Genomic DNA, 21,814 nt, shown 5'->3' with positions numbered 1-21,814 from the left:
CCTGAGTGTATGTTTGTAGCTGTCCAACCGCACTTATTACAACTCTTTTTAGTTCGTTACACGGAAGCTTCTGTTGTTGTCCCAACCTGCTTAAACGAGTTCATATAACAAGGGATTGGTTGACGGTTTTTATGTCGGATGCAATGACCCAGAAAAGAGCCTCGCCAAACCAACTACTTCCCTCATTATATGAAATAAGTGCAGCAAGTAGAGATTAATCTCTATCTGCTACACTTTTATGGTACTAAAACGACCCCGCAGGCTCTTATTCTCTTCAATTTTATTCCGCACTCTGACGCGTCGCCCAGAGCACGACCGCTAAGGCACAAATTCCCTGAAGCAGCGCCATCACAAACCCCGGCTTAACATCCATATAACCACCCTTAAACAGACAGCCGCCGATGTAAATCATAATATCCGCCGTCCCCAGCGTCAGGATATTAGCAAAGATCAACCGGCCGCGATTGTACTGCTGGATTCTAAAAGCGCCATGAAAAAAGGCCAGATTTAAGAAGGCCGCCCAGAATATGATATTGACTAGTACGTATCCCGGTCGGGAATAATAGGTGAACACCTGATAATTATAAAAGCGGTACCAGAAGAGTGCAAAAAGAATCGCGTTGCTTCCAACCAATAGAATTTGTATGATCCACTGCTTCTTATCCTTCATTTTTTCCTCCCTAAATTGTGGATTTATTCTACCACAGATCAAAGCGATTTCACAGCGAAAAGAAAATATCACTTTGATCCTTACATTGGTAATTCATCCCATGCATGATTTGCCCGTGATTATCTTCATACAAAAAGAGCCATCTTTTATAAAGATAGCTCTTTTTAACTTTCGGCAAGCACTTTTAAAACGCCGCATAAGCCTTATTCATATCAATATTACCGTTAAGGCCGCTGACTCTGCCACTCGACGAATACTGCCAGATATCAATATGGTTCCCATAGGATGGCTTGCTGCTTTCCGACCAGTGATAAGGATACTGTGCATACCAGATACGGTAATTTTTAATCCGGTTGTATTCAATCTTATTCTTCAGCCAGTTCTGATTCGCATAAAGCATCGGCGTATAACCTCTCGACTTGACCCGCTCGCAGAAAGCTACAATGTTTTTCGCCTGCTGTGTCTTGCTTAAATATTCAATGCGCTTATCTTCAACATCAATGCAAACCGGAAGCTGTAGCTTTTTCCCCGCCAGAAGGCTGACAGCGTAATCGGCTTCTTCGCGTGCCTCTGCCTCAGTATCCGCATAGCTGTAAACATACACTCCTACCGGAATCCCATTTGCCTTTGTATTTTGATAATTATTGTTAAACTGCTTGTCTGCGGCGCCATTGCCCTTATGACCCCAGGCAATTCTCAGCATCGCGTATTTGATACCGCTATTTTTGGCTTTTTTCCAATTTGCCTGGCTGATGTATCCCTGCCATTCCGACACGTCAACGCCTTTATCTCTGATGGAAACTGTTGATAATCCAAAACTATTTTTATCCGCTTTATTAATCGTAAATTTTTGAGCCCCCGTATTATTAGAGGTATAAAGCTGCACATTGGCATGATTGTTCTTGCTGGCGCCATGAATGTCCATCACACGGGTCATCGACAATTCCGGCTTTAATAAATAGAGATTCCCTGATTTAACAACGATCCACCTCTGAGCTTTCGTCCCATTAGAAGTATAAATTTGAATATCTGTTGAATCCTTATCCGCCGCACCCTTGACATCTAATGCCTTTGATACATCAGCCAAACTGACAACCGTATACGAATTATCTGCGTTCCGCTTGAAAGTCCAACCTTGATTTTTCGAGGTCATCCTATTCTGCTGATCAACTGTCGTCCCGTTAATCGTCACTGATTTACCGCTATTTGAATTGGTAATGCGAGCTGCGAATCCATCGCCCAGATTTTCTGCCTTAACCGCGTTAGCCGCGCTTGTTTTCTCGATCAAAAAACCTTGTGCAGCAGAACCATTTGAAGTATAAAGCTGAGCTTTTGCTCCTTCATTTTTCGTCGCCCCCGAAATATCGAGCACACGCGTTAATGAAGAAACCGGCTTTAAATTATAAACAGAACCATTTTTTTCTATAATCCATTTTTGTGCATTTGTATTATTTGAAGCGTAAGTTTGAATAATTGTTCCGTTTTTATCTGCTGCCCCTTTAACATCCAAAACTTTTCCAGATGCCACATTCGTAATCGTATATGAACCATCTTTGTAGACAAAGCGCCAGAGCTGTTGACTGATACCCCCGGCGTAGGTTTGTTGAGTAACCGTAGACGCAGCGCTTTCTGCTACAACTTTACCGCTATTAATATTTGTCAATTTTGCCGTAAAATTATTTCCTAAATTGACCGATTCCATTTGACCGTCATCAGATGCACATCTTTCAATCGAAAACTTTTGAGCCATCGATTTATTCATGGTATAAAGTTGGACATTTGTTCCCGCCTTTGAACCATTACCATTAATGTCCATTGCGCGCGATCCGGAAATAGCCGGACGCAGATAATAACTGCCATCACCGTGCTTAAGCAAGTACCAGCGTTGTGCATTTGTATTATTAGCCGCATATGTTTGAATGTTCGCTCCGTTTCTATCTGCGCCGCCCAAAACATCCAAACATTTTCCGTTCGAAACATTGGTAATGGTGTAAGTTCCAGAGCCACGGCTGTAAACAAAACGCCATACTTGATCTTTACCAATTTTACGCGGTTGAACAACCGCATTGCTTCCATCAATTGAAAGCGCACGATTATTAGAGGTTAATCTCGCTGTAAAATTTCCTAAATCGCTGCTTTGAACAGAATGACTTACAACAACCTTAAAATTTTGAGCTTTTGTATTATTATCCTGATAAATCTGAACATTTGTCCCACTTTTATTAATTTGTCCGCCGGCCACGTCCATAACTCGAGCATTGGAACACGCCGGCTTTAAATTATAGGAACCATCTGTATTTAAAAGCAACTGCCATTGCTGTGCTTTTGTTCCATTGTCATTATAAAGTTGAACATTACTTCCATTTTTATCCAAAGCACCCGAAACATCCAAAGCCTGGCCATTCGATTTATTGATGATCTTATAATAGCCATTGTATACAGGAATAAACTCCCAGTATTGATCTGTACTGTATTCATTTTTTTCCAGAACGACCACATTGTTCTCATTTTTAGACACAGCTTGATCCCCTATCAGTATCTGTGCTGTAAACATTGAAGAACTCGGTACGTTAGACGCCTGCACGCTCTGGATTAACATTATCCCCGATAATAAAGATATCGTTATTGTTATAACAGCCAATAATCCAATTCTTTTTCTGAGTGCCATGCTCTCATCCCTTCTTAAAGTAATAAAAAATATTGCGTTACTGTTTTTGCTTAATTTTAAATTTCTCTTTCAAATTGCCTTTAATTATAACGAAAAAATCCCTTTCAGTAAAGGGATTTTAAGGTTTTGATTGATTATTTGATTTCAGGTCTTCATTTAATGCTTTGCGATATATTGTTTGATTTATTTATGTGGCAATATTAATTTTCGCAATTATTTTAACCGAATGCGCGATGATATTGTTCTCTGATATTTTTGTTTTCCATGATATCAAATTGTGTCAGGACCGTTCCAATCACCTTTGATCCCAAAATATCCAGCCGCTGTTTCGCAGCAATCACTTCTTCCCGATTAGCACCGTATTGTTTAACAACCCACAAGACTGCATCCACCGCCTCCGCCAGGGTTGAGGCGGCCGCATAAGCACCGACCGAGGGACCATCAACCAAAATATAATCATATTCCTTTGAGAGTGCGGATAACATTGCCTGCATTTTGACCGTTTCAATACGCATTTGTGCTTCGGTTCCAAAGGGCATGATCCAAAGCGCGCCCTTCTCCGCAATATATTGATCCCAGTCATAACCGCCGGCGGCCAGCCAGTTGGAAAGGCCCGGCTGATTATCCCGCAGCGCCAAGCAAGCGCCAACTTTCGGCGAGTGGGTATTGCCATCTATTAGCAGCACTTTTTTCCCGGCTCGGCTCATAACCAAAGCCAGATTAATGGCAGTTGCCGTTTTTCCTTCTCTTGCAATGGCTGATGTGATCAGGATGCTTTTAATATTTTGCATTTCTGCACGATGCATTACATTCGCCGCCAGCGATTGGTATGCTTCTGCATAAACAGCTGGCTGCACATGATCCATTCCAAGTTCACTTAAAAGCATCATGTGTTTATTATTTCCAAATTTAAAAAGGCTCATCATTTTTTCCTTTATTTCTAATGCTTGATGTCAAACCGTCTGGCACTGTCCAACGATGGAATCGTGCCCAAAACCGGCAGTTCGGTATCTTCTTCTAACAGCCTCTTCGAGTGATATGTGGTGTCTCGCAAAATCCGAAAAAGCACATAAAAAACAGATAATACAAAACCCAAACCAGCTGCCAACACCATCATTTTCTTTGTTGACGGCGAATGCTTTTCCGCAATATCGGCTTTCGTAATTTTAACGGATTCAACGGTATTTAAATTTTCCGGCAAGACTTTTTTTGCCGTTTGACTCAGCGCCTGCGCCCCCTTTTTGATTGATGCACGGTTATCGCCGGATAATGTCAGTTTCAGCACATGGGTGTAGGCACTCGTTGTATCCTCTTCGTCCGCTTTAATTTTAACGGATAATGCACTCTTCTGAGCTGATTTGGTTAATCCACTATACGCCGGCTGCATCATACTTTTATTCTGCAATACAGCTTTGATGCTTTGCGCCTGAACTGCGGCCAGCGTTCCCGGCTGATCAATCCCATTGGGAGAATTGACAATCATTGTCGTTTTCGCTTCATAAGAGGTCGTGCGCATCAAACGAGCGCCGCCAAAACCAAGCAAGGCACAAACAAGCGTAATCAAAACAATCGCAGGAATATTATGTTTAAACACGGCCCACACATCCCGAACATCAATACTGACAGAACCTTCGTCCTGCACCAGATTATAATCTTCCATTTTGTCTCCTTTAACCAAAATATTTGATTCAATTATAACGGAATTCGGATGCTTTCGCAAGACGCGCTCTTACTTGTGAAGCCGGCCACAATGTGATAGAGTTACAGCATCAATATCACTATCAATGGAAAAAGGAAGTCTTCAATGATTCAAAAACTCTACCAAAAATATCGCGAAATCATCAACTATTTGGTCGTCGGTGTTCTGACGACCGTTGTTAGTCTCGGCATGTATTATCTATGCGTTGCCACCTTTCTCGATCCCGGCAACAGCCTGCAGCTCCAGACCGCCAATGTGATTTCCTGGATCGCTGCCGTGACCTTCGCCTACTTCACCAACCGCAAATATGTTTTTGCCAGCCGAAACCCCAACATGATGCGGGAGGCATGCGCTTTTTTTCTTTCCCGCGCCGGCACCTTACTAATGGACATGGGTGTGATGTTTCTCGCCGTGACCCTCAGCGGCATGAACGACAAAATCGCCAAACTCATTTCCCAGGTTGTCGTTACCGTCGCCAATTATATTTTCAGTAAATTTTTCGTTTTTAATAAAAAAAATTTTTAAAGGCATACAAAAAAGCGTTTGGAAAAGTCCAAGCGCCTTTTTAATGTTACCGATGTTGAAGACTCACAATAAACTTTTGTATTAGCTGCGACGTGTATGGATAAATTTGATTCTCCTTGAGATACACCGTTCGGAATCCCCAGGCCGCCAGCAGCAATAAAATCAACAGCCCTGTCCAGATCGTCTTTGCCCTGCCCTCGCTGATGCGAATCAGCCGTGCATAAGCCACCATTTTATACATCCCGAAATACAAGCTGATGCGGTAGAGGAAAAACACGATGAGCCGCAGCTGGAAGGTCACCACCTCCAAAATCAGCAGAAAAATATAAAAGCTTCCCTCTGAAGGGCCTCGCTCATCATCAAAAGTCAAAAATGCACCGCGCTTACGCAGCGATAAAATAATGCCCGGCAACCAAAAGATGCAGATCATGATATTGGATTTGATCGTCGCCATTTTAAAGACATCGCTGAGATAAAGATGGTATTTCGGCGGCAGCATTCCCCAGGCCAGGGCACGGGCCAGCAGCGATTTATAAAAAATCATCACCGTGACCACGACGCCAATGACGAGTGCCTTGACCCAGAGTTTATCCCAACGCTTAAAAAGCAGATAGAGCAGCGGCAGGGCCAGCCCAATCACCGCCGTATAATGAAAGAGCACTGCTACGGCAAAGGTTAACCCATAAGGCCCATATTTTTTTGCAAGGAAAAAATGAAAGCCCCAGAATAGAAAACCCATAGCAATATATTGGCGCATAAGGTTCAGACTGTCCCCATAAAACAAACACAAAAAGCACAGCCAACCCATCGGCAGTGAAATTTGATCGCGATAGGCATAAAGCCCCACCATGAATAATCCATTGATCAGCAGGCTAATCGCAAAGTAAAGCCAATGGGGATTCGCCGTCAGCCGCGTGAGGCCAAAATTAAGCAGCACATAAAGCGGCTCCACTGTTTTGATCTGGGAGAAAATTAAAAACTTCAGATCGTGATTTTGCAGGCACCAAAAAAATTGCGGGTTGCCGTAATAACGAATGTCAGTACCGATGGTGAAATCTCGAAGAGCAGCTAAAACAGCCGGGAACATCACGGCTAACGCCAACCATAATAAAGCGCCCGCTTTATGTTTTTGAGCAAACGGCCTTAAGGCGAGGCAGCAACTGCCAAAAGAGAGGGCAAAACAAAGGAGATAAATCATACGCTTTCTCTTAAATATTATTTTTTTCTTTTTCCAATCGATTTAAGGTCATTTCAAACTGGCGGCGATCATTTTTCGCCTCATTGGATAAAATCAAACCGGCAAACAACGACTGCAATGCTGCAATCATGGCAAAGCCCGAAACAATTAACGTCGGAAAACGGAGCACCACCCCCGATTTCAAATATTCTCCTAATACTGGAAAAAAGAGAATCGCTGCCAAGGCAGCTAAAATTGCTGAAAAAATGCCAAAAAAGCCCATCGGCTTATAATTTTTGTAAAGCTTGACGATGGTCCCTAAAACTTTAAATCCGTCCGAATAGGTGCTGAGCTTCGACTCAGAGCCCTCCGACCGATCACGGTATTCAATAATTTTATTTTCAATTTGCAGATGATTATTCACCGCGTGAATGGTCATTTCTGTTTCGATTTCAAATCCTTCAGACAAAACCGGAAAGGATTTAACAAAATTATAGCTAAAAGCGCGCATCCCCGTCATAATATCCTGGATATCACATCCGAACAACCGATTAATGCTGCTGCGAACAATCGAATTGCCAAAATTATGAAAAGGGCGTTTATTCTCTGTAAAATATGTGGATGAAAGGCGATCGCCCACCACCATATCCGCCTGATGGTTTAATACCTTTTCCACCATTGGAACGGCCGATTCCATTGGATAGGTATCATCCCCGTCGACCATGACATAACATCGGGCGTCAATTTCACGAAACATCCGCCGAATGACATTCCCCTTGCCTTGCTGATATTCATAACGCACCACCGCACCGGCACGTTTTGCCAAAGCCGCCGTCTGATCCGATGAATTGTTATCATAGACATAAATTACGGCATCAGGAAGTGCGTTCCCAGCATCCTCCACGACCCTTTCAATGGTTTTTTCTTCATTGTAACATGGAATTAAAACTGCTATTTTATCCATTTTATTTTCTCCTACTTTAACTAATACCATCACATTATCCGCAGATTTTATATCATTTATTCTCTTGTTTTATGTCACCTGTAAACAATCGGCTAAAAAATACTGGCAGAATATATGCATACACCAATACATATCTAAAAGAACTCGCAACCGGGGTGGAAAGCATTAGCGTCAGCCATAACCCAAATGCAGGTAAGTATAGAAATATACATCCTTTTTCTTTATTTTTTTGATAATCGGCTATAAAAATAGTTAATCCCATCCAAAAGCAAACGCCTTCATTAAAGAAAATTAAAGCCAATCGATAATAAGATTGCAGTGGGGCACGAATAAATTTTGGCATCAATGAGTGGTCATGGATGCCACTCTGCTTTAAAAAATCTTTTAACCAATAATTATCATAAATAGTTTCTATCGTATAAAAACATTGTATCTTATGGTCCTGTATTGGTGCCCAAAAATAATAGGTTTGCCTGCAATAGGCGCTAACATAGACTTTAAAATTGATTGGGAATAATTTCAGCCAACATAATAAAAATTCTCTTTTATGATTATCGAGAAATTCTCTATCAAAGTTACTGTTCCATTTAATCGGATCAGCTGTGTAAGGATTATAACTCTTTTTAATTTCTTCAAGTGGCATAATCTGCGCTATCAATTTTTTCTCATTCCCTAACTTTCCACATTCAGCAACAGTTGCAGCTACTTGCTGAATGGGAATCGCCAATGCCTCCTGTGCATAAGAGCGGTCATTGAACCTTCTTAAAGCAAGCGCATTAAAGCCCATTGCCAAGAGTACAACGGCAATACATCCTAAAATAACATTTTTCTTTTTAGATACAAGAAAAGCAATCATAAGTGAAAAAAGAACAATATATATACCATTTGTCCGCATCAAAACAACTGTGATCGCACTGAGACAGAAAAGAAAAATTACAATTTTATCAGACTTAAAATTTCTGTTTTTGCGTAATATTTCATATAATAAGATTGAAAACAAAACCAATCCAATCGAAAACAGGGTATCTTTGACCATTGAAATCGCATATAACCCAAATAATGGAAAAAACGCAAAGAAAATAACAGTAAAATACTTATATTTTCTACTAATCGGTTGGAGCCAAATCCAAAGTAAAATGCCAGATGTCATAAACACACATAAGCAAAGCTGAATAAACGAGTAAAAAATCACGCTATATTGCAGCGATCCTAAGTGAGTGCCAATTTTTGCCAATAAGGTTAAAAACCCGCAATAAAATACCGGAAATTGCCCTGACAATTTCATCCCACTACGAAAAATATTTAACCCGTCATTCATCCCAACACCAGGGAAATAAGTTAAAAAGCAAATAGAGTAACAGACAAATAAAATCAGACAAAAAATGGTAAAAATTTTCCTTCGATCGACAAACCTATCTTTAACATAAAAAGATTTTTCATAAAGAATATTGATAATCCAGATGACGATGCTCGCTTTTACCAAAGTGCTCAAGATATCCATTGTCTTTATTTGACTGTTTTTGATAAATATAGCAAAAAAATTAATAATTAAAAAAGTAAAACTCCAAATCACATATGTTTTTTTAACACTTCTTGGTGTTCCTTTATTGATTGATATTTTTTTCTTATCCATTTTTGGCTTTCTTCATTATCTTCCTCACACCCATCTGCACCACTTCCTGCGCTATCGGCTCTTTCATAATAAACATCGCAACCCCGTATACCCCCATAAACAGCACGGCAGAGATGATTAGCGTCACAAAATTGCCGAACCCCAATCGCGGCACCCAAAGGCTTGCTGCCGAACTCAATGCCAAGGCGATTGCGATTTTATAATACTGGATCTGCTTAAACAGCGGTGCCACTTCTTTCCGCAACGCCCAAAATTGCACAATCAGCACTACGAGCTCCGCCGCGACTGTGCCGATGGCTGCTCCAGAAGAAGCCATTTTCGGGATCAGCAGCCAGTTGATGATCAAATCCGTAACGGCGCCGGCAATTTCCGAATAAAGTACCGCTTTTTCTTTCCCCAAGGGCACGAGCATCTGCAAACCCAAAATATTGGTCACCCCGATAAACAGCAGCGTCGGCATAATCAATTGCATCGGCTCGATTGCGCCGCCATAAGCATTCCCAGAAAGCAAAAAGATCCCCTGCTGCGCAAAGAAGATAAAATACAGCATCAATGGTGTCGCAATGATAAACACAAAATTAAGCGCCTTGGCCGCAATGTGTTCGAACTCGCCCATTTCACCGTTTTTCACATAATAGGACGCCCGGGGCAAAAGCACCGTCCCAAGGGAAGTGACAACACTGACCAAAATCGTTTTGATTCTAACTGCCGCGTTGTAATAGCCCACATCGGTATCAGTCTTCATAAACTTCAGCATGACCGTGTCCAAATTGGTATAGATCGTCGTGGCCACCGCCATCGCAAAGAAAACGAACACCGCTTTCAAATGTCTCTTAAGCCGATAGCCGCCCACAGGCCTAAAATAAATATACCGGCGCGCATTGATAAAATTGAGCAGCTGCGAGGCCGATGCCGCAAAAATAGAGATGCCGCCATAAATCACATAATCACTTTTGACATGAATAAAGGCAAACATCCCAACGAGCGCGATCACTTTGAAAATAATAGAACGCACGGTAATATAAGTGTACTGCTCCAGCCCTTTATACATCCACTCGATACCGATGCACTGGAAAATAATATTAAGGGAGACAATCAGGTAAAGGGTGTGATCCCCCTGCAGACGCGGCACAACGGCAAGAGCGCCAAACAAAATGCCATAAGAAATAATGCTCATCAGCAAATTGATAAAGAAAAGCTCGTGCACCACGCGCGTTAACGCCATTTTATCGTCGCGCACCTGCGCACATTTGCGGATCCCATAGGTCGGAATCCCGAGCTGGGCAAACATCGTGAAATACGTGATTAACGATGTGGCAAAAGCCACTTTCCCGGTTCCCGCCGGCAAGAGAATCCGTGAGACATAGGGAAAGGTAATCAGCGGAAAAATGAATTGCGACATCATCAAAATCGCATTCATCAGAAAATTTTTCTTGATTGATTTTTGTTTAGGCATTCATTTCTCCATCTAACAACGGTTGATTACCTTGTTGTCCGCTTTCTTCTTGTCGAAAGTTCAGAACGCGTTTCCATTTTTTTAGAGGTTTCCCAGAAAAAATCATTATTGGGAAGGGATTGAAGGCAAAATTCATCAGTCTCGGTTCTGTCAACGCAAAAACCAAAACAAACAAATAAATAAAAACGAGATAATAATCCTGCTGGCGAATCGCCTTGTAAATACCATAGGTATACATGGCGACCACCGCCGCAATCAACAACATCCCATAATTGAGAGCTAACTGCAAATAGGATGAGTCGACGTAGTTATATTTCGAATCTGCCAGCATCGGATGTTTGATGCTGTATCCCATCCATTTGATTGGCTGCCCAAACAATGTAAAGCCATATGTTTTAATGGCCTGATGTCCCAACATTAACCGATTGGATAGCAGTTTGTTCATCGCCGCAAAAATATGCTGATTCTGATTGAAATAAATGGCTGAAACAAACGCTAAAAGGCATAAAGCCGTCGGTATCAATAGATAGAACCCTTTCAGCTTTGACAGTTTTTTCCAGCGTCTGCGGTTTAAATTTTGAACGGAAAAAAAGATTAAAAAAAGTGTTGATAGCACAAACGCCATTCGCGTATCTGTCAGCTTGTAGAATAGAATATTGATGACTTCGAGAAGAATCGCTTCAACAACACTGAATTTTTCTTTTCTGAGATAAATATATCCCAGCATAAAATAAAAATATAAAATAGGTCCCGTCGTTGTCCAGGAAAAGCCCAAGCCATGGCGAATGCGATTACTATTCTTGCCAAAAAGGTGGTCTTCTATAATGCCAATTTGACTTAAAAGAACAACAATCGCTAAAAAAAATCCTTGCATACGAGTTGTTAAACGCATTATTTTGCGCTTGTCAATATTGATGGATGCAAATAATACCAATAAATATAACAACAACGTTTTATTCGTGGATGAAATGCAGCTGATCATAAAAATCAAAAAAATAAATACCAAAATAAAAGTCTTATTCTTTTGAATCTTTGTCCTACATATCTCCATGCAACAAATTAAGTAAGCAAGGTATCGCAATCCTTTGGCAAGCACGACCAAATACTTTATTTTTTGCAATGTTGTTGCACCGATTAAAAGCGAAAGCAGGAACAGAATCCATGCCGAAAAAAATAAAATTTCTGATTTGTTAAATCGATAAGTGTTTAGCATCTAAATCTCTTTTGAAATTTTCATGATATACATTGAGAAAGTGCCTTGCGAGTATAAAATCCTTCTCTTAATTTTTTTCCAATATTTTCCGCATTTGCCTTTATCTCTTGATATTCACTTTCAGTCATTTCTTCAATTCTCTTGCTAATTTCCGAAAGACTTCCGATGGTAATGCCACAATGATTTTTTTGGATAAAATCTGCTAATGCTGCATTTTTCCATATAATTACCGGTATCCCGGAAGCCAAATAAAGTGATGTTTTATGAGGATTGTTAATCTTTAAATACTCTCCATAAACTCCAGAACATGTGTCCGCACTATGGCCGTCCCACACCAATCCAAAACTTCCTCTCAATGCAAACGGCAACTGATCGGGAAGGAATGAACCATAATAATGAATATTCTTTTTTCCTTGATCTTGATAATTTATACCATATAAATTAAACTCCGGTACAGATGGCAATAGAGAAAGATACTTGGCCTTTTTTGTTGACAAATTTCCGGCCAATATCACAGGCTTTGATTTTTCAAAAGCCATTGTATCAATTCTTTTTTCATACTCTGGAATGAGATAATCAAAAATTTCTAAAGAGACAGCTTTCTTAAATTCTACACCAAAAGCCGATAGCTCTTTCCTCATTTTATAATTATGTACAATTATTTTATCTACTATATTTAAAAGCGATTTTTCTTCAAAATTTAAACGCTGCCTTCTCAAAAAAGGAGCTCTCTTTGATACCCGAAATAATTCTAAATCATGAACAAGCAACACGATTTTTACGCCTCGTCGTACCAATTGTTTTAACTCGGAAGAAATAAAAATTGAATGAAAAAAAATGGGTATTTGAATTAATAAAAGATCTCCTCTTTTCAATCTTAATAATTGTTGATGCCAAATTTTTCGTCTTTTCTGATGACCACTTATTTTTTTAAAAATCTGAGGAGAACTCTCATGAAACTTATCTTCCTTCATCTGAATATCAACAGGATGAAAATTTCGCTTAGATAAAATTAATTCTATGTCTTCTCGTGCTTTCCCGCCAGCGGTTCTTCTGTTTTCACCCAAAAAACGAAATTCGCGTATGTAGTACTTCACCGTTCATCTCCATTACTTATTTTCAAATGATGACTTTTGAGGCAATAATTCGGAAAAGGCCTGATATACCTTTGATTGTGTTTCTTTAAAATGATTTACCTGACGCTCATTCACACAAACTTCTTTAAACTTTTGCTTTCTAATGGCATCGCATAATTCTTTCACATTACCATCCAAACTATCGTCTATGTGGTAGGCCTTCCCAAATTTCCGCCAGCTTTTAGGAATAAAATTTCCATTTACAAATTGATGATATAAAAATACATATTGGTTAACATCTTCTATATTTCTAAAATGATGGCTGCAAGTGCTATCTAACCAATCATATCCCTCATTCCATAATTCAACAAACGAAGATTTGAGAAAGCTCGAAGATAAATGAGAGTATTCAAAGCCAAAAAAAGCATCTCTTTTTAAAAAAGATAAACATTTATTCATCGCCCATCCCTTAAAATCTTTTTTAGAATAGAACAGCCTTTTTTGTTTCTTCAAGACTTCTTTTCGCCGATATTTTTCATTAATCATAGTAATATCATTTAACAAAATGTGATTAAATATATCATTTTTTTCTGGTGTAACAGGAGATTCTACCGCTAATCCACATGGCAATTTTTTTATAAAAAAATCTTCCGGATAAACTTCCGAAGTAAGAAACATATCATCATTAAAATAAACAAAATATTCCGATAAATCTGAAATTCTATGAAAATTTAATTCAATGGGGTGTGAACTGAAAACCGGTAAATACTTATTCGGAATAAACTCCTCATGTAAAACTATTTTTAATTTGGGATGGTCAACATTAAGCCAAGTTGGAATTTGATGATCCGACACAAAGAAAATTTTGTGTACCCATGGCGCAAATCTTTCAACTCCTCGAAACCAAAATTTAAGTAAATCCCAATTTCTGTATCGATCTGCTGAATTATCAATGGTCTCATCGTTGCTTTCCTCATATTTTCTTTTTTTTAATAACCAATTTTCATCAGAACCATCCACCCATGGAACAATAAAATCAATATTCATTCTTTAAAAACCAATCCTGTAATTTTTTCGCTTCTTGTTTTATCTCAAAGTTTTTTCGCATAAACGATTTTAAAATCTTTTCTGAATTCAATCGTGCCAAATGATGGCTCATCCAAACAATTTGATCTGCCCATTCTGCCGCCGAATGTTCTAAACCATAAAATTGAAAGTTCTCATTAATCTTCACTTCGGCAGGGATAACATTTTTTGATGCCAATACCGGAACGCCGTTGGCCTGCGCTTCCATAGCGACAACGCTTAATCCTTCGAATCGCGAAGGAAATAAGAATAAATCCATTGCGCTGAGCCATCCTTGAATATCTTGTTGAACACCAAGCAAATAAACCGATTTTTCAAGATGCAGGTTCTTTACCTTCGTTTTTAATTTAGATTCGTCTTCCCCCTGACCAATCAAAAATAAAACAGCGTTAGGTTCTTTTTTGATCAATGCTGAAAATATATCGATAATAAAATCCTGATTTTTCTGAAAATGCAGCCTGCCGATATTTCCAATAATTAATTTGTCTTCAACCGCTAATTGCTTTCGAAATGATTTTCTTTTATTTGCATCAAATCGCATTTTGGTAATATCAATGGCATTATTGACAATGACGGTATTTTTAAGAGTTTCTCCTTCGAAAAACCATTTAGCCGCATCTTCCGAACACGCCCAAAAATCCGTAGCATATTTCGAAATTCTTTTTTTATTGAATTTGTGCAACTGGCCCCGCAATGCCGAATCCATATTTTCAGAATTATGACTATGGATAATCCGACGTGAAATCCCATATTTTCTCGCAAGCTTAAGATAATCGATATTAGCCAAACTGCAAACATTTACCCAAATAGCATCATATTCCGGCGCGTACTGTCTGAAAAATGTGTTTAACGCATGGCAATACTGCAACGGTTTTTTACTGCGTGCCACAAAATGGAAGCATTTTGACCCACTTTGTTTTAATTCATCTTCAAACGCGATGGGATTATGTGAATTACACAAAAAATCAAAATGAATTTTTTGATGATCAATATTACGATAATAATTCATAATGACGCTTTCCACACCACCTGGATTTTCTGTCATTCCGAAAACGAGAACTTTTTTCAATCGGGGAGCCTCCAATTCGTTTCTTCTTTTTTCGCATTTTGCCTTGCCCGCAAACGATAAACCTGTGCCGCTAATCGGTATTGTTTCAACTTCAAGAGCAAAATAGGCATCATTTTTGCAGAACGACATTCCCAGAGTTTAACCCCTTGAATGGCCTGATGAAAGATCGGCGCCCGGGTAATTCGTCTCATCTGTTCGAGCTTATCGCCGTAAGCAACTGGATTATCCCTTGAAAACACTTCCCAGACCATAATGATATTCAGGTGCATGAGAATATAGTGATTAAAAGCATCTGTCATCGACTTTGGAGCTCCCGCAACTGTTTTTTTTGTAGTCGCCAATGAATCCAGATATTTTTGAGTCTTCTCCCCTGTAAAGGTCCGCATTACTGAATTTTGATTTAAAGAATATTGGTATATGATCTCTGGACAAAGGCAAATCCGATTCGTGTGCATCAAATACTGAAGTGTAAAATCGCTATCCTCCGCAAAGGAAAGTTCGGGGTTAAACAAAAGATTGTTTTTTAAAATGATTTTTCTTTTGAATAACTTCCCCCATGCCTGCATGTATTTGGTCGGGTCGGAGATCATTTTTGCTTTAGCAGCTTCAACCGCATCGAAATTGTAAACCTTGCGTTTTACCGCGACCGGCCGTTCATCATCTCCAGCCCGGTGACCATAGGTATAAAGCTGTGCTTCTTCATTCTGCGCGTCCCTTAAAAGAATATCTATCGCATTTTCGACTAAAGCATCATCCGCATCTACAAATGAAATCCAAATACCCCTCGCTTCAAGAATCCCTTTATTTCGCGCATTGGAGACACCTTTTTCCGAATGAAACACTTTTAGAACGTTCTCATCAAATTGCTGTTGCAATTCCTCAATGATCACATTTGTCCCGTCCTGCGAGCCATTTTCAACGATGATCACTTCGATATCGTCTTGGTTCTTTTTCGCTTTCAAAATACTTTCAACAGTTCCTCGAAGCGTTTTTTCGCCATTATAAACTGGAATGATAAAAGAGATTTGGGAGTCTAGCGCTTCGTGTGTCTTTAACTCCAAATGATCTGATGCCACTCAAAAACTCCCTTCATAACGCCTGTGAAAAAACTTCGCCCTTAAAAACGACGTTCCCTTTTTCCACCAATTCGTTTTCTCCATATTGGCATAAGGTAATTCTTTCACATCCGAGGACTGCAGCACGCCAATTTCCAACTGGCCAGCCAGCCACACATTGAGCAGAATCTCAGAGACGCGTCCATAAAATCGCCCCTGGAAGGCATCGAGTTTTGAATCGTCAATCCGATTTCCCAGCTCGGCCAAAATAGCAAAAAGCCAAGTGCAATAGGCATCTGTTAAATCCCGGCGCATAATCATCATATTAAACATATAACCATGGCGCTGTGCCGCTACCCGATCATATGCTCCTAAATAATCCGGATAATATTCGGCAATAATCTCGCGCGTGGCATCCAACTGCTCCGCATAATGGGTGTGTGCATAATGCGAATAGAGGGTCTCGATATAATAATGGCGCTTTTTCGGCACAAACACCGAATATTTTTTTAGCATCGGGGCGAGCTGATCATAGGTCAACACCGACTCAAAAGGATTCTTTTTTTTGCTTCCATCCGTAAAATGCCGGCGATAATGCACCAGGCCGATAAAATCACAGTCCAGGTGTTTCCACGCCCAATAAAGCCCGGTCAACTCACAATAGGCCGGATTTTTTTCTGAAATATTATCGCCAAAATTATCCTTGGTGTATCCCAGATCCAGCGGGTTGCCGCCGGCATCGGTTTTCCCCTCCGCCCCGACATGAACCGGCAGATACATGGGATCTTCCGGCATCGGGTAAGCTTTATGCGCCGCCACAATAATCTGAATGCGCTGTGCAATGGCCTTGTCTTCCGTCATTTATTCTGCTCCTTTTGCACTGAACACAACACGAATCGTCTTGAGAATCAATTTGAAATCCAAACTCAGCTTCCAATTTTCAATATAGTAGGCATCCAAACGCACGACCTCTTCAAAATCCGTGATATCCGAGCGCCCGGAAGCCTGCCACATCCCGGTTAATCCCGGCTTGGCTGCCAAACGCTTCAGATGATGCATATCGTATTGCTGATATTCGTCCACAGTCGGCGGCCGGGTTCCCACCAGCGACATATCGCCCTTGAGCACATTCAAAAACTGCGGCAGCTCATCGATGCTGGCCTTGCGCAGAAAATGTCCGATGGGAAAAATCCGCGGATCGTTGTCCATCTTAAACATCAGCCCCTGCATTTTATTTTGCGCCATGAGTTCTTTCTTGCGTTCCTCCGCATCCGGATACATGGTTCGGAATTTATAAATTTTAAACGTCCGGCCGTTTCGCCCCACACGCTTTTGGGCAAAGAAAAGCGGTCCCGGGGACTGGTGCTTGATGATCGGTGCAAAAATAACACAGGCAATGCCGGTGAAAAACAAGCCGACTAACGAGCCGACGATGTCAATGATCCGCTTAACCGCCAGCTTCCACTGAGGCACCAAATTCATACTGGAAGTGACCATCGTCACGTTGCCAACCGAATGGATTTGTTTGTTGCGAATGGACTGGCTGAACTGCGGCAGGGTCACATGCACCGTAAGCCCTGCATCAACCAATTGGTTCAGCAATTGTTCCGTGACGGCTTCGTAGCCCTCCAGATCCAAAAGAATTTCGTCAACCACATGGGCGCGAATATAATCAAACACACCGGCCATCTCCGAAACCACTGGCACATCTAAAATGCTCTGGCCTATCGCGTCGGTGCCGTCATATAAAATAACTCCCGAGACGCCATAGGTCCGATAAAAATCCTGCTGCAGAGCCTGAAGAATCGCTTCTGAACCTTCTTTCGTGGTAATCACAAGAATTTGCCGTTCCTTTTTCGACTCGCGCAGGCGTTTGCGAATCACACGCTTCCAGAACAGGCGCTCTATATAGATCAGCACCACTGAAACAGGCAACATCGAAACGACGAGCAGCCGTGAATAATAATAGGAATTCTGGCTGAGGAACATCCAAAAAATCAGCAGTGCAATCACGACAAAGCTATGCACACACACTTTTTTAAACTCAGCGTAACGATCCCGGCGAATCATGTCGCGATAACTATTGCCAAAAAATACCGTGATCAGATGGGCAGGCACAATGGCAATGGCCATCCGCTGGTATAGCGGTGAAAACGGGAAAAACACCCCGATGCGATAGGCATAGACAATGAAGAAAGCCAGTTCCAGCAAAAGCCAGTCCCAGATCAGAAAATCCAGGTGCTTGAGCCAGCCTTTCGTATTTTTTCGATACATGAGAACTCCGTTCTATTGAATGCCGCCGTACGATCCGGCAACACATTTTTATCATTATAACACAGGACGAAATCCGTGCCTAAAACGGCGGTGTTAATTTCGGATCTTTTTAAGCAAAAGGCGCCGTTAATCCAGCTCACAGCGGCATCTTCCGCGCATCGCGGACACCGCGGAGCATCGCCTTGATATTGGCGCGCCTATCGGGCTCATAAAGGCAAACCAAGATGGCATACAGCAATAATCCTTTGTATTCTTTTCGCTTATTCACCAGGCCGTTGCGGGCATGCTTGCGAATAAAATAAAGATTGTTGCGCACGATATGGTATTTACGAAAGGCAGAATGATTGAAAATATGCCACTCGCGTCCAAGAAAGCGCACCTTCCGGCTTTGTCCCAATTCGTGAAGCAGCCCCACGTGATTAACGCGAATGGTTCGATAGCCATGCTCTATCATCGTCTGACAAAGATCAATATCCACATAATCGATAAAAAGCTTCTCATCAAAACCGCTGCAATGCCACCAGGCAGCCACATTGGTCAAGCAGCCGGAAGTGATAATGCGTGTTTCTGTTTCATAAGGCGCATCTCCCGACTCAAAAGGCACCATGACTCCGGCATTGCGATCCCGGATGACGCAGGTCATCATCCCGATCCGATCATCGTCCATATACGGCCGGTAAGCCGCGATCAAATCCGCGGCCGCCACCGAATCCTGATCCAACGTCAGCATCCAGGCAGCGCCGGCATGCTGCCCCGCTGCCATGATTTGATTGAGCGCCTTCGCGATGCCCAGATTCTCGCGATTTTCAATAAGCACAACCTTTCGTGTCTCCGTCGATGTATCCAAAAAATTTTTTAACGCTGCGATGTTCTTGGACCCGTTATCCACGCAAACGACAAAATCCACCTGCGCCATGACCGCATTCAGATTTTCCCGAAAACGATCCAGATCCGGCCCATACGTCACAATGCCGGCGCCTATTTTCATTCGGATGCCTCCCCTGCTGAACGCGCCCGCCTTTGCCGCTTCATGCGGATTCTAAACGCGCGCAGTCCCAGCAGCAAATAAGGCGAGAGGATCAATAAAAACGTATTGAAATACGGATAAAGAATCATATCGTCGATCAAACCGTGGCAAGCCAGCAGCGCAAAGATCATCAGCAAACAGCCTTCTCCCTTGCAGAGCATCACCCACAGGGCTATCGTCACCGCTGCAATCAATAAGACTGAAAAAACAAATCCAAAATTGAGCAGATAGTGCAAATAAAAATTATCCACGTAATTGTAAATGCCGGCAACCGGTTTGCCGGACGCCTGCAATCCATTGCCCACCCAGGCGATGGTTTGGCCAAAAGGTTTGACGCCATAGCTTTTAAATGTAGCCTGCCCATACCACAGGCGATTGCCGATGGCCAGATTCAGACGCTGCCAATCGGCCTGCCCGATGTCATAAAAGCGGGTGACCACCGCTGTCATGACGGCTCCCAGAACAAAAGAAAATGGCCAAAGGACACCCGAACGGTTCTTAATTATTTTTTTCTGAACTGCCGGCCGGCATTTGATCACCATCGCATAGCAAAGCAAAACAACGATCAAAATCATGGACAGACGCGCGTTGGTTTTCATATAAAGCCAGGCGTTTATCGCCGCCAGCGCGAGCAATTCTCCCCAGCTGATGTTTGCTTGACGCAAATAAACATGAAGCGCTGCGATATTGAAAAAAATCACGGATGGCGTCAAAACGTATAAAAAGCCCAGATATTGCCTGATCTGCCCATCCCGAACGGTCTGCACCGTGTGGATCCAGCCCATGTGCTGCGCGAGAATCGTTCCCAGCAATACCGCGGTACTCACCACCACGGCCGTCTTCGCAACCCGCTTAAAATCAATTTTCCGCGCACAAAAAACAAATACAAAAATCATCCCGAAGGGACGTCCAAAATAGCCGGCGATGCGTGCCATCGTGCCAAAGACCAAAAGCAACACAAAATCACACCAACCGTTTTGGTGTCGCATGCAGAGAATCATTTCCCGGAATCCCAATAAGAACAGGCATGCAAAGAACACCTTATTTTCTAGCGACGCCAATGGCCACCTGGCCGCAAAGAAAGTCTGCAATAATAACGCCCAAATGCCATAAACGGCAAACGCGATTAAAAATAAGGTGTCTTCGGATTTTTTCAAATATATTAACGGCGATCGTGAAGCCATGGCCATCCTCTCTGTAAATGATTTAACGGCTTTCCACCAATCTTGCGATATGCTTTGCATACAAGCTATAGCCAACAAAATGCAGCCTGCGAAGCCGCGCAATGGTGTGCGACTTCATCGTGATCCGATAAATATGAGGATATTGCCGGCGAATATGCTGGTCCAATTTTTTTAAAGTTGTCTTGTGAGCCCCTGGCTGTTCAAGAATCAAAAAGCAAAAATAAGCAAGCTCCGTGATACTCAGAATTTTTTTTCGCATTAACGTTTCGATCCCCCGCTCACGAATGGAAGGAAGCTGCGCTTCATAAAGCGGCATCAGTTTCTCCGCCACCCGCATCGGATCCTTAAAGTGTTTGCGCATCCCGGAAAGGCTCACGCTTTGCCCCTCAACCCCCAGCTGATAACAATAAACAGGCCGGGGAAACCGCGCAATGCTTTTTGCAAAAAGTAGGGGCTGAAAAGTATATTCGTGATCGGTGTAAAAGCAATGCTCGGTAACGCCAACCGAATGCGTCTGGAGCAGCTCCGTTCGAATGGCCAGTTCGTGCATCAAGATATCCTGATCCATCGCCATTTTTTTTAGTGGGCCATCTTTTGCCGGCACTTCCGGATGATGATCCTGCAGTATTGCTTTCGAATGGTCTTCATGGACTTCATAAAACGGAGACAACACCAAATCGCTGTCTTTTGTCTCTAAGAAGACGAGAAAAGCTTCAAGATTTTCGGTGCAATACCAATCGTCACCGTCCAATTGTTTGAAATATTTCCCGCGGGCGCAAGCAACGCTTGCGTTAATGGTGGATCCGTAACCCCCGTTGACCTTATCAATGACTTTAAACGTCTGCGGATAACGCTCGGCATAAGTTTGTGCCATTGTGAGAGTTTCATCTGTCGAACCGTCATTCACAACGATCACTTCGAGCCTCGTCATCATCTCGTCCGAACCAATCAAGGAATCCAAGCACCGGCGCAAAGTCCCCGCCACATTATAGGCCGCTACCGATACCGTCAATTGTTTTTGTTCCATAAAGTCCCCTG

At 41.9% G+C, this 21,814-nt stretch carries 19 protein-coding genes; 1 reads left to right on the top strand and 18 read right to left on the bottom strand.

The window, feature by feature from the left end; genetic code table 11:
- Positions 1-280 precede the first annotated feature (280 nt).
- The 4 genes from V3C63_RS07215 to V3C63_RS07200 all read right to left on the bottom strand — a co-directional run bounded on the left by V3C63_RS07215 (position 281) and on the right by V3C63_RS07200 (position 4,998).
- Positions 281-670, bottom strand: coding sequence for a hypothetical protein (locus V3C63_RS07215; protein WP_329887124.1), 390 nt, complete (start codon positions 668-670; stop codon positions 281-283).
- Positions 671-854: 184 nt separating this feature from the next.
- Positions 855-3,338: an RICIN domain-containing protein gene (locus tag V3C63_RS07210; protein WP_329887123.1), complete on the bottom strand. Its 2,484-nt coding sequence runs from the start codon at positions 3,336-3,338 to the stop codon at positions 855-857.
- A 218-nt stretch (positions 3,339-3,556) separates the two neighbouring features.
- Positions 3,557-4,228, bottom strand: a complete 672-nt coding sequence (locus V3C63_RS07205; RefSeq protein ID WP_329887122.1) for a CpsD/CapB family tyrosine-protein kinase — start codon at positions 4,226-4,228, stop codon at positions 3,557-3,559.
- Positions 4,229-4,278: 50 nt separating this feature from the next.
- Positions 4,279-4,998 carry a YveK family protein gene (locus V3C63_RS07200; protein WP_329887121.1) on the bottom strand — a complete coding sequence of 240 codons (720 nt, stop codon included), beginning with the start codon at positions 4,996-4,998 and terminating at the stop codon, positions 4,279-4,281.
- A gap of 144 nt (positions 4,999-5,142) precedes the next feature.
- Here V3C63_RS07200 and V3C63_RS07195 point away from each other — a divergent pair, with 144 nt between their 5' ends.
- Positions 5,143-5,562, top strand: a complete 420-nt coding sequence (locus V3C63_RS07195; RefSeq protein WP_329887120.1) for a GtrA family protein — start codon at positions 5,143-5,145, stop codon at positions 5,560-5,562.
- A gap of 46 nt (positions 5,563-5,608) precedes the next feature.
- Here V3C63_RS07195 and V3C63_RS07190 read toward each other — a convergent pair whose 3' ends face one another.
- The 14 genes from V3C63_RS07190 to V3C63_RS07125 all read right to left on the bottom strand — a co-directional run bounded on the left by V3C63_RS07190 (position 5,609) and on the right by V3C63_RS07125 (position 21,803).
- The gene (locus V3C63_RS07190; protein WP_329887119.1) at positions 5,609-6,664 is read right to left on the bottom strand and encodes an EpsG family protein; all 1,056 of its coding nucleotides are present in this window, start codon (positions 6,662-6,664) and stop codon (positions 5,609-5,611) included.
- A 106-nt stretch (positions 6,665-6,770) separates the two neighbouring features.
- Positions 6,771-7,703 (bottom strand): glycosyltransferase family 2 protein, encoded by a 933-nt coding sequence (locus tag V3C63_RS07185; protein WP_329887118.1) that lies wholly within the window; start codon positions 7,701-7,703, stop codon positions 6,771-6,773.
- A 52-nt stretch (positions 7,704-7,755) separates the two neighbouring features.
- A complete protein-coding gene (locus V3C63_RS07180) occupies positions 7,756-9,336 on the bottom strand; it encodes a DUF6020 family protein (protein ID WP_329887117.1) in 1,581 nt (526 codons plus the stop codon).
- On the bottom strand, positions 9,329-10,792 hold the full coding sequence (locus tag V3C63_RS07175) for a flippase (protein WP_329887116.1): 1,464 nt from the start codon (positions 10,790-10,792) through the stop codon (positions 9,329-9,331). Before V3C63_RS07175 ends, V3C63_RS07180 begins: the two co-directional genes overlap by 8 nt.
- Positions 10,785-12,005 carry a hypothetical protein gene (locus tag V3C63_RS07170; RefSeq protein ID WP_329887115.1) on the bottom strand — a complete coding sequence of 407 codons (1,221 nt, stop codon included), beginning with the start codon at positions 12,003-12,005 and terminating at the stop codon, positions 10,785-10,787. The genes V3C63_RS07175 and V3C63_RS07170 overlap by 8 nt, the downstream gene beginning before the upstream one ends.
- 20 nt (positions 12,006-12,025) lie before the next feature.
- Positions 12,026-13,102: a glycosyltransferase gene (locus V3C63_RS07165; protein WP_329887114.1), complete on the bottom strand. Its 1,077-nt coding sequence runs from the start codon at positions 13,100-13,102 to the stop codon at positions 12,026-12,028.
- Positions 13,103-13,114: 12 nt separating this feature from the next.
- Entirely contained in the window at positions 13,115-14,128 is a 1,014-nt protein-coding gene (locus tag V3C63_RS07160) for a stealth family protein (protein WP_329887113.1), read from the bottom strand.
- The gene (locus tag V3C63_RS07155) at positions 14,118-15,236 is read right to left on the bottom strand and encodes a glycosyltransferase family 1 protein (protein ID WP_329887112.1); all 1,119 of its coding nucleotides are present in this window, start codon (positions 15,234-15,236) and stop codon (positions 14,118-14,120) included. The genes V3C63_RS07160 and V3C63_RS07155 overlap by 11 nt, the downstream gene beginning before the upstream one ends.
- Complete coding sequence (locus tag V3C63_RS07150; protein WP_329887111.1) at positions 15,233-16,312, bottom strand: glycosyltransferase family 2 protein; 1,080 nt, start codon at positions 16,310-16,312, stop codon at positions 15,233-15,235. Before V3C63_RS07150 ends, V3C63_RS07155 begins: the two co-directional genes overlap by 4 nt.
- A complete protein-coding gene (locus V3C63_RS07145; RefSeq protein WP_329887110.1) occupies positions 16,313-17,152 on the bottom strand; it encodes a DUF4422 domain-containing protein in 840 nt (279 codons plus the stop codon).
- Positions 17,153-18,565 carry a sugar transferase gene (locus tag V3C63_RS07140; RefSeq protein ID WP_329887109.1) on the bottom strand — a complete coding sequence of 471 codons (1,413 nt, stop codon included), beginning with the start codon at positions 18,563-18,565 and terminating at the stop codon, positions 17,153-17,155.
- Between the two features lie 136 nt (positions 18,566-18,701).
- Positions 18,702-19,553 carry a glycosyltransferase family 2 protein gene (locus V3C63_RS07135; protein WP_329887108.1) on the bottom strand — a complete coding sequence of 284 codons (852 nt, stop codon included), beginning with the start codon at positions 19,551-19,553 and terminating at the stop codon, positions 18,702-18,704.
- Entirely contained in the window at positions 19,550-20,581 is a 1,032-nt protein-coding gene (locus V3C63_RS07130; protein WP_329887107.1) for a hypothetical protein, read from the bottom strand. Before V3C63_RS07130 ends, V3C63_RS07135 begins: the two co-directional genes overlap by 4 nt.
- Before the next feature lie 217 nt (positions 20,582-20,798).
- Positions 20,799-21,803 carry a glycosyltransferase family 2 protein gene (locus tag V3C63_RS07125; protein ID WP_329887106.1) on the bottom strand — a complete coding sequence of 335 codons (1,005 nt, stop codon included), beginning with the start codon at positions 21,801-21,803 and terminating at the stop codon, positions 20,799-20,801.
- Between the last annotated feature and the right edge of the window lie 11 nt (positions 21,804-21,814).

This window comes from Pseudoramibacter faecis (genome assembly GCF_036289405.1).
Classification (GTDB): Bacteria; Bacillota; Clostridia; order Eubacteriales; family Eubacteriaceae; genus Pseudoramibacter; species Pseudoramibacter faecis.
The sequence above is the reverse complement of the archived record's forward strand: the minus strand, read 5'-3'. Positions and strand labels throughout refer to the sequence as shown.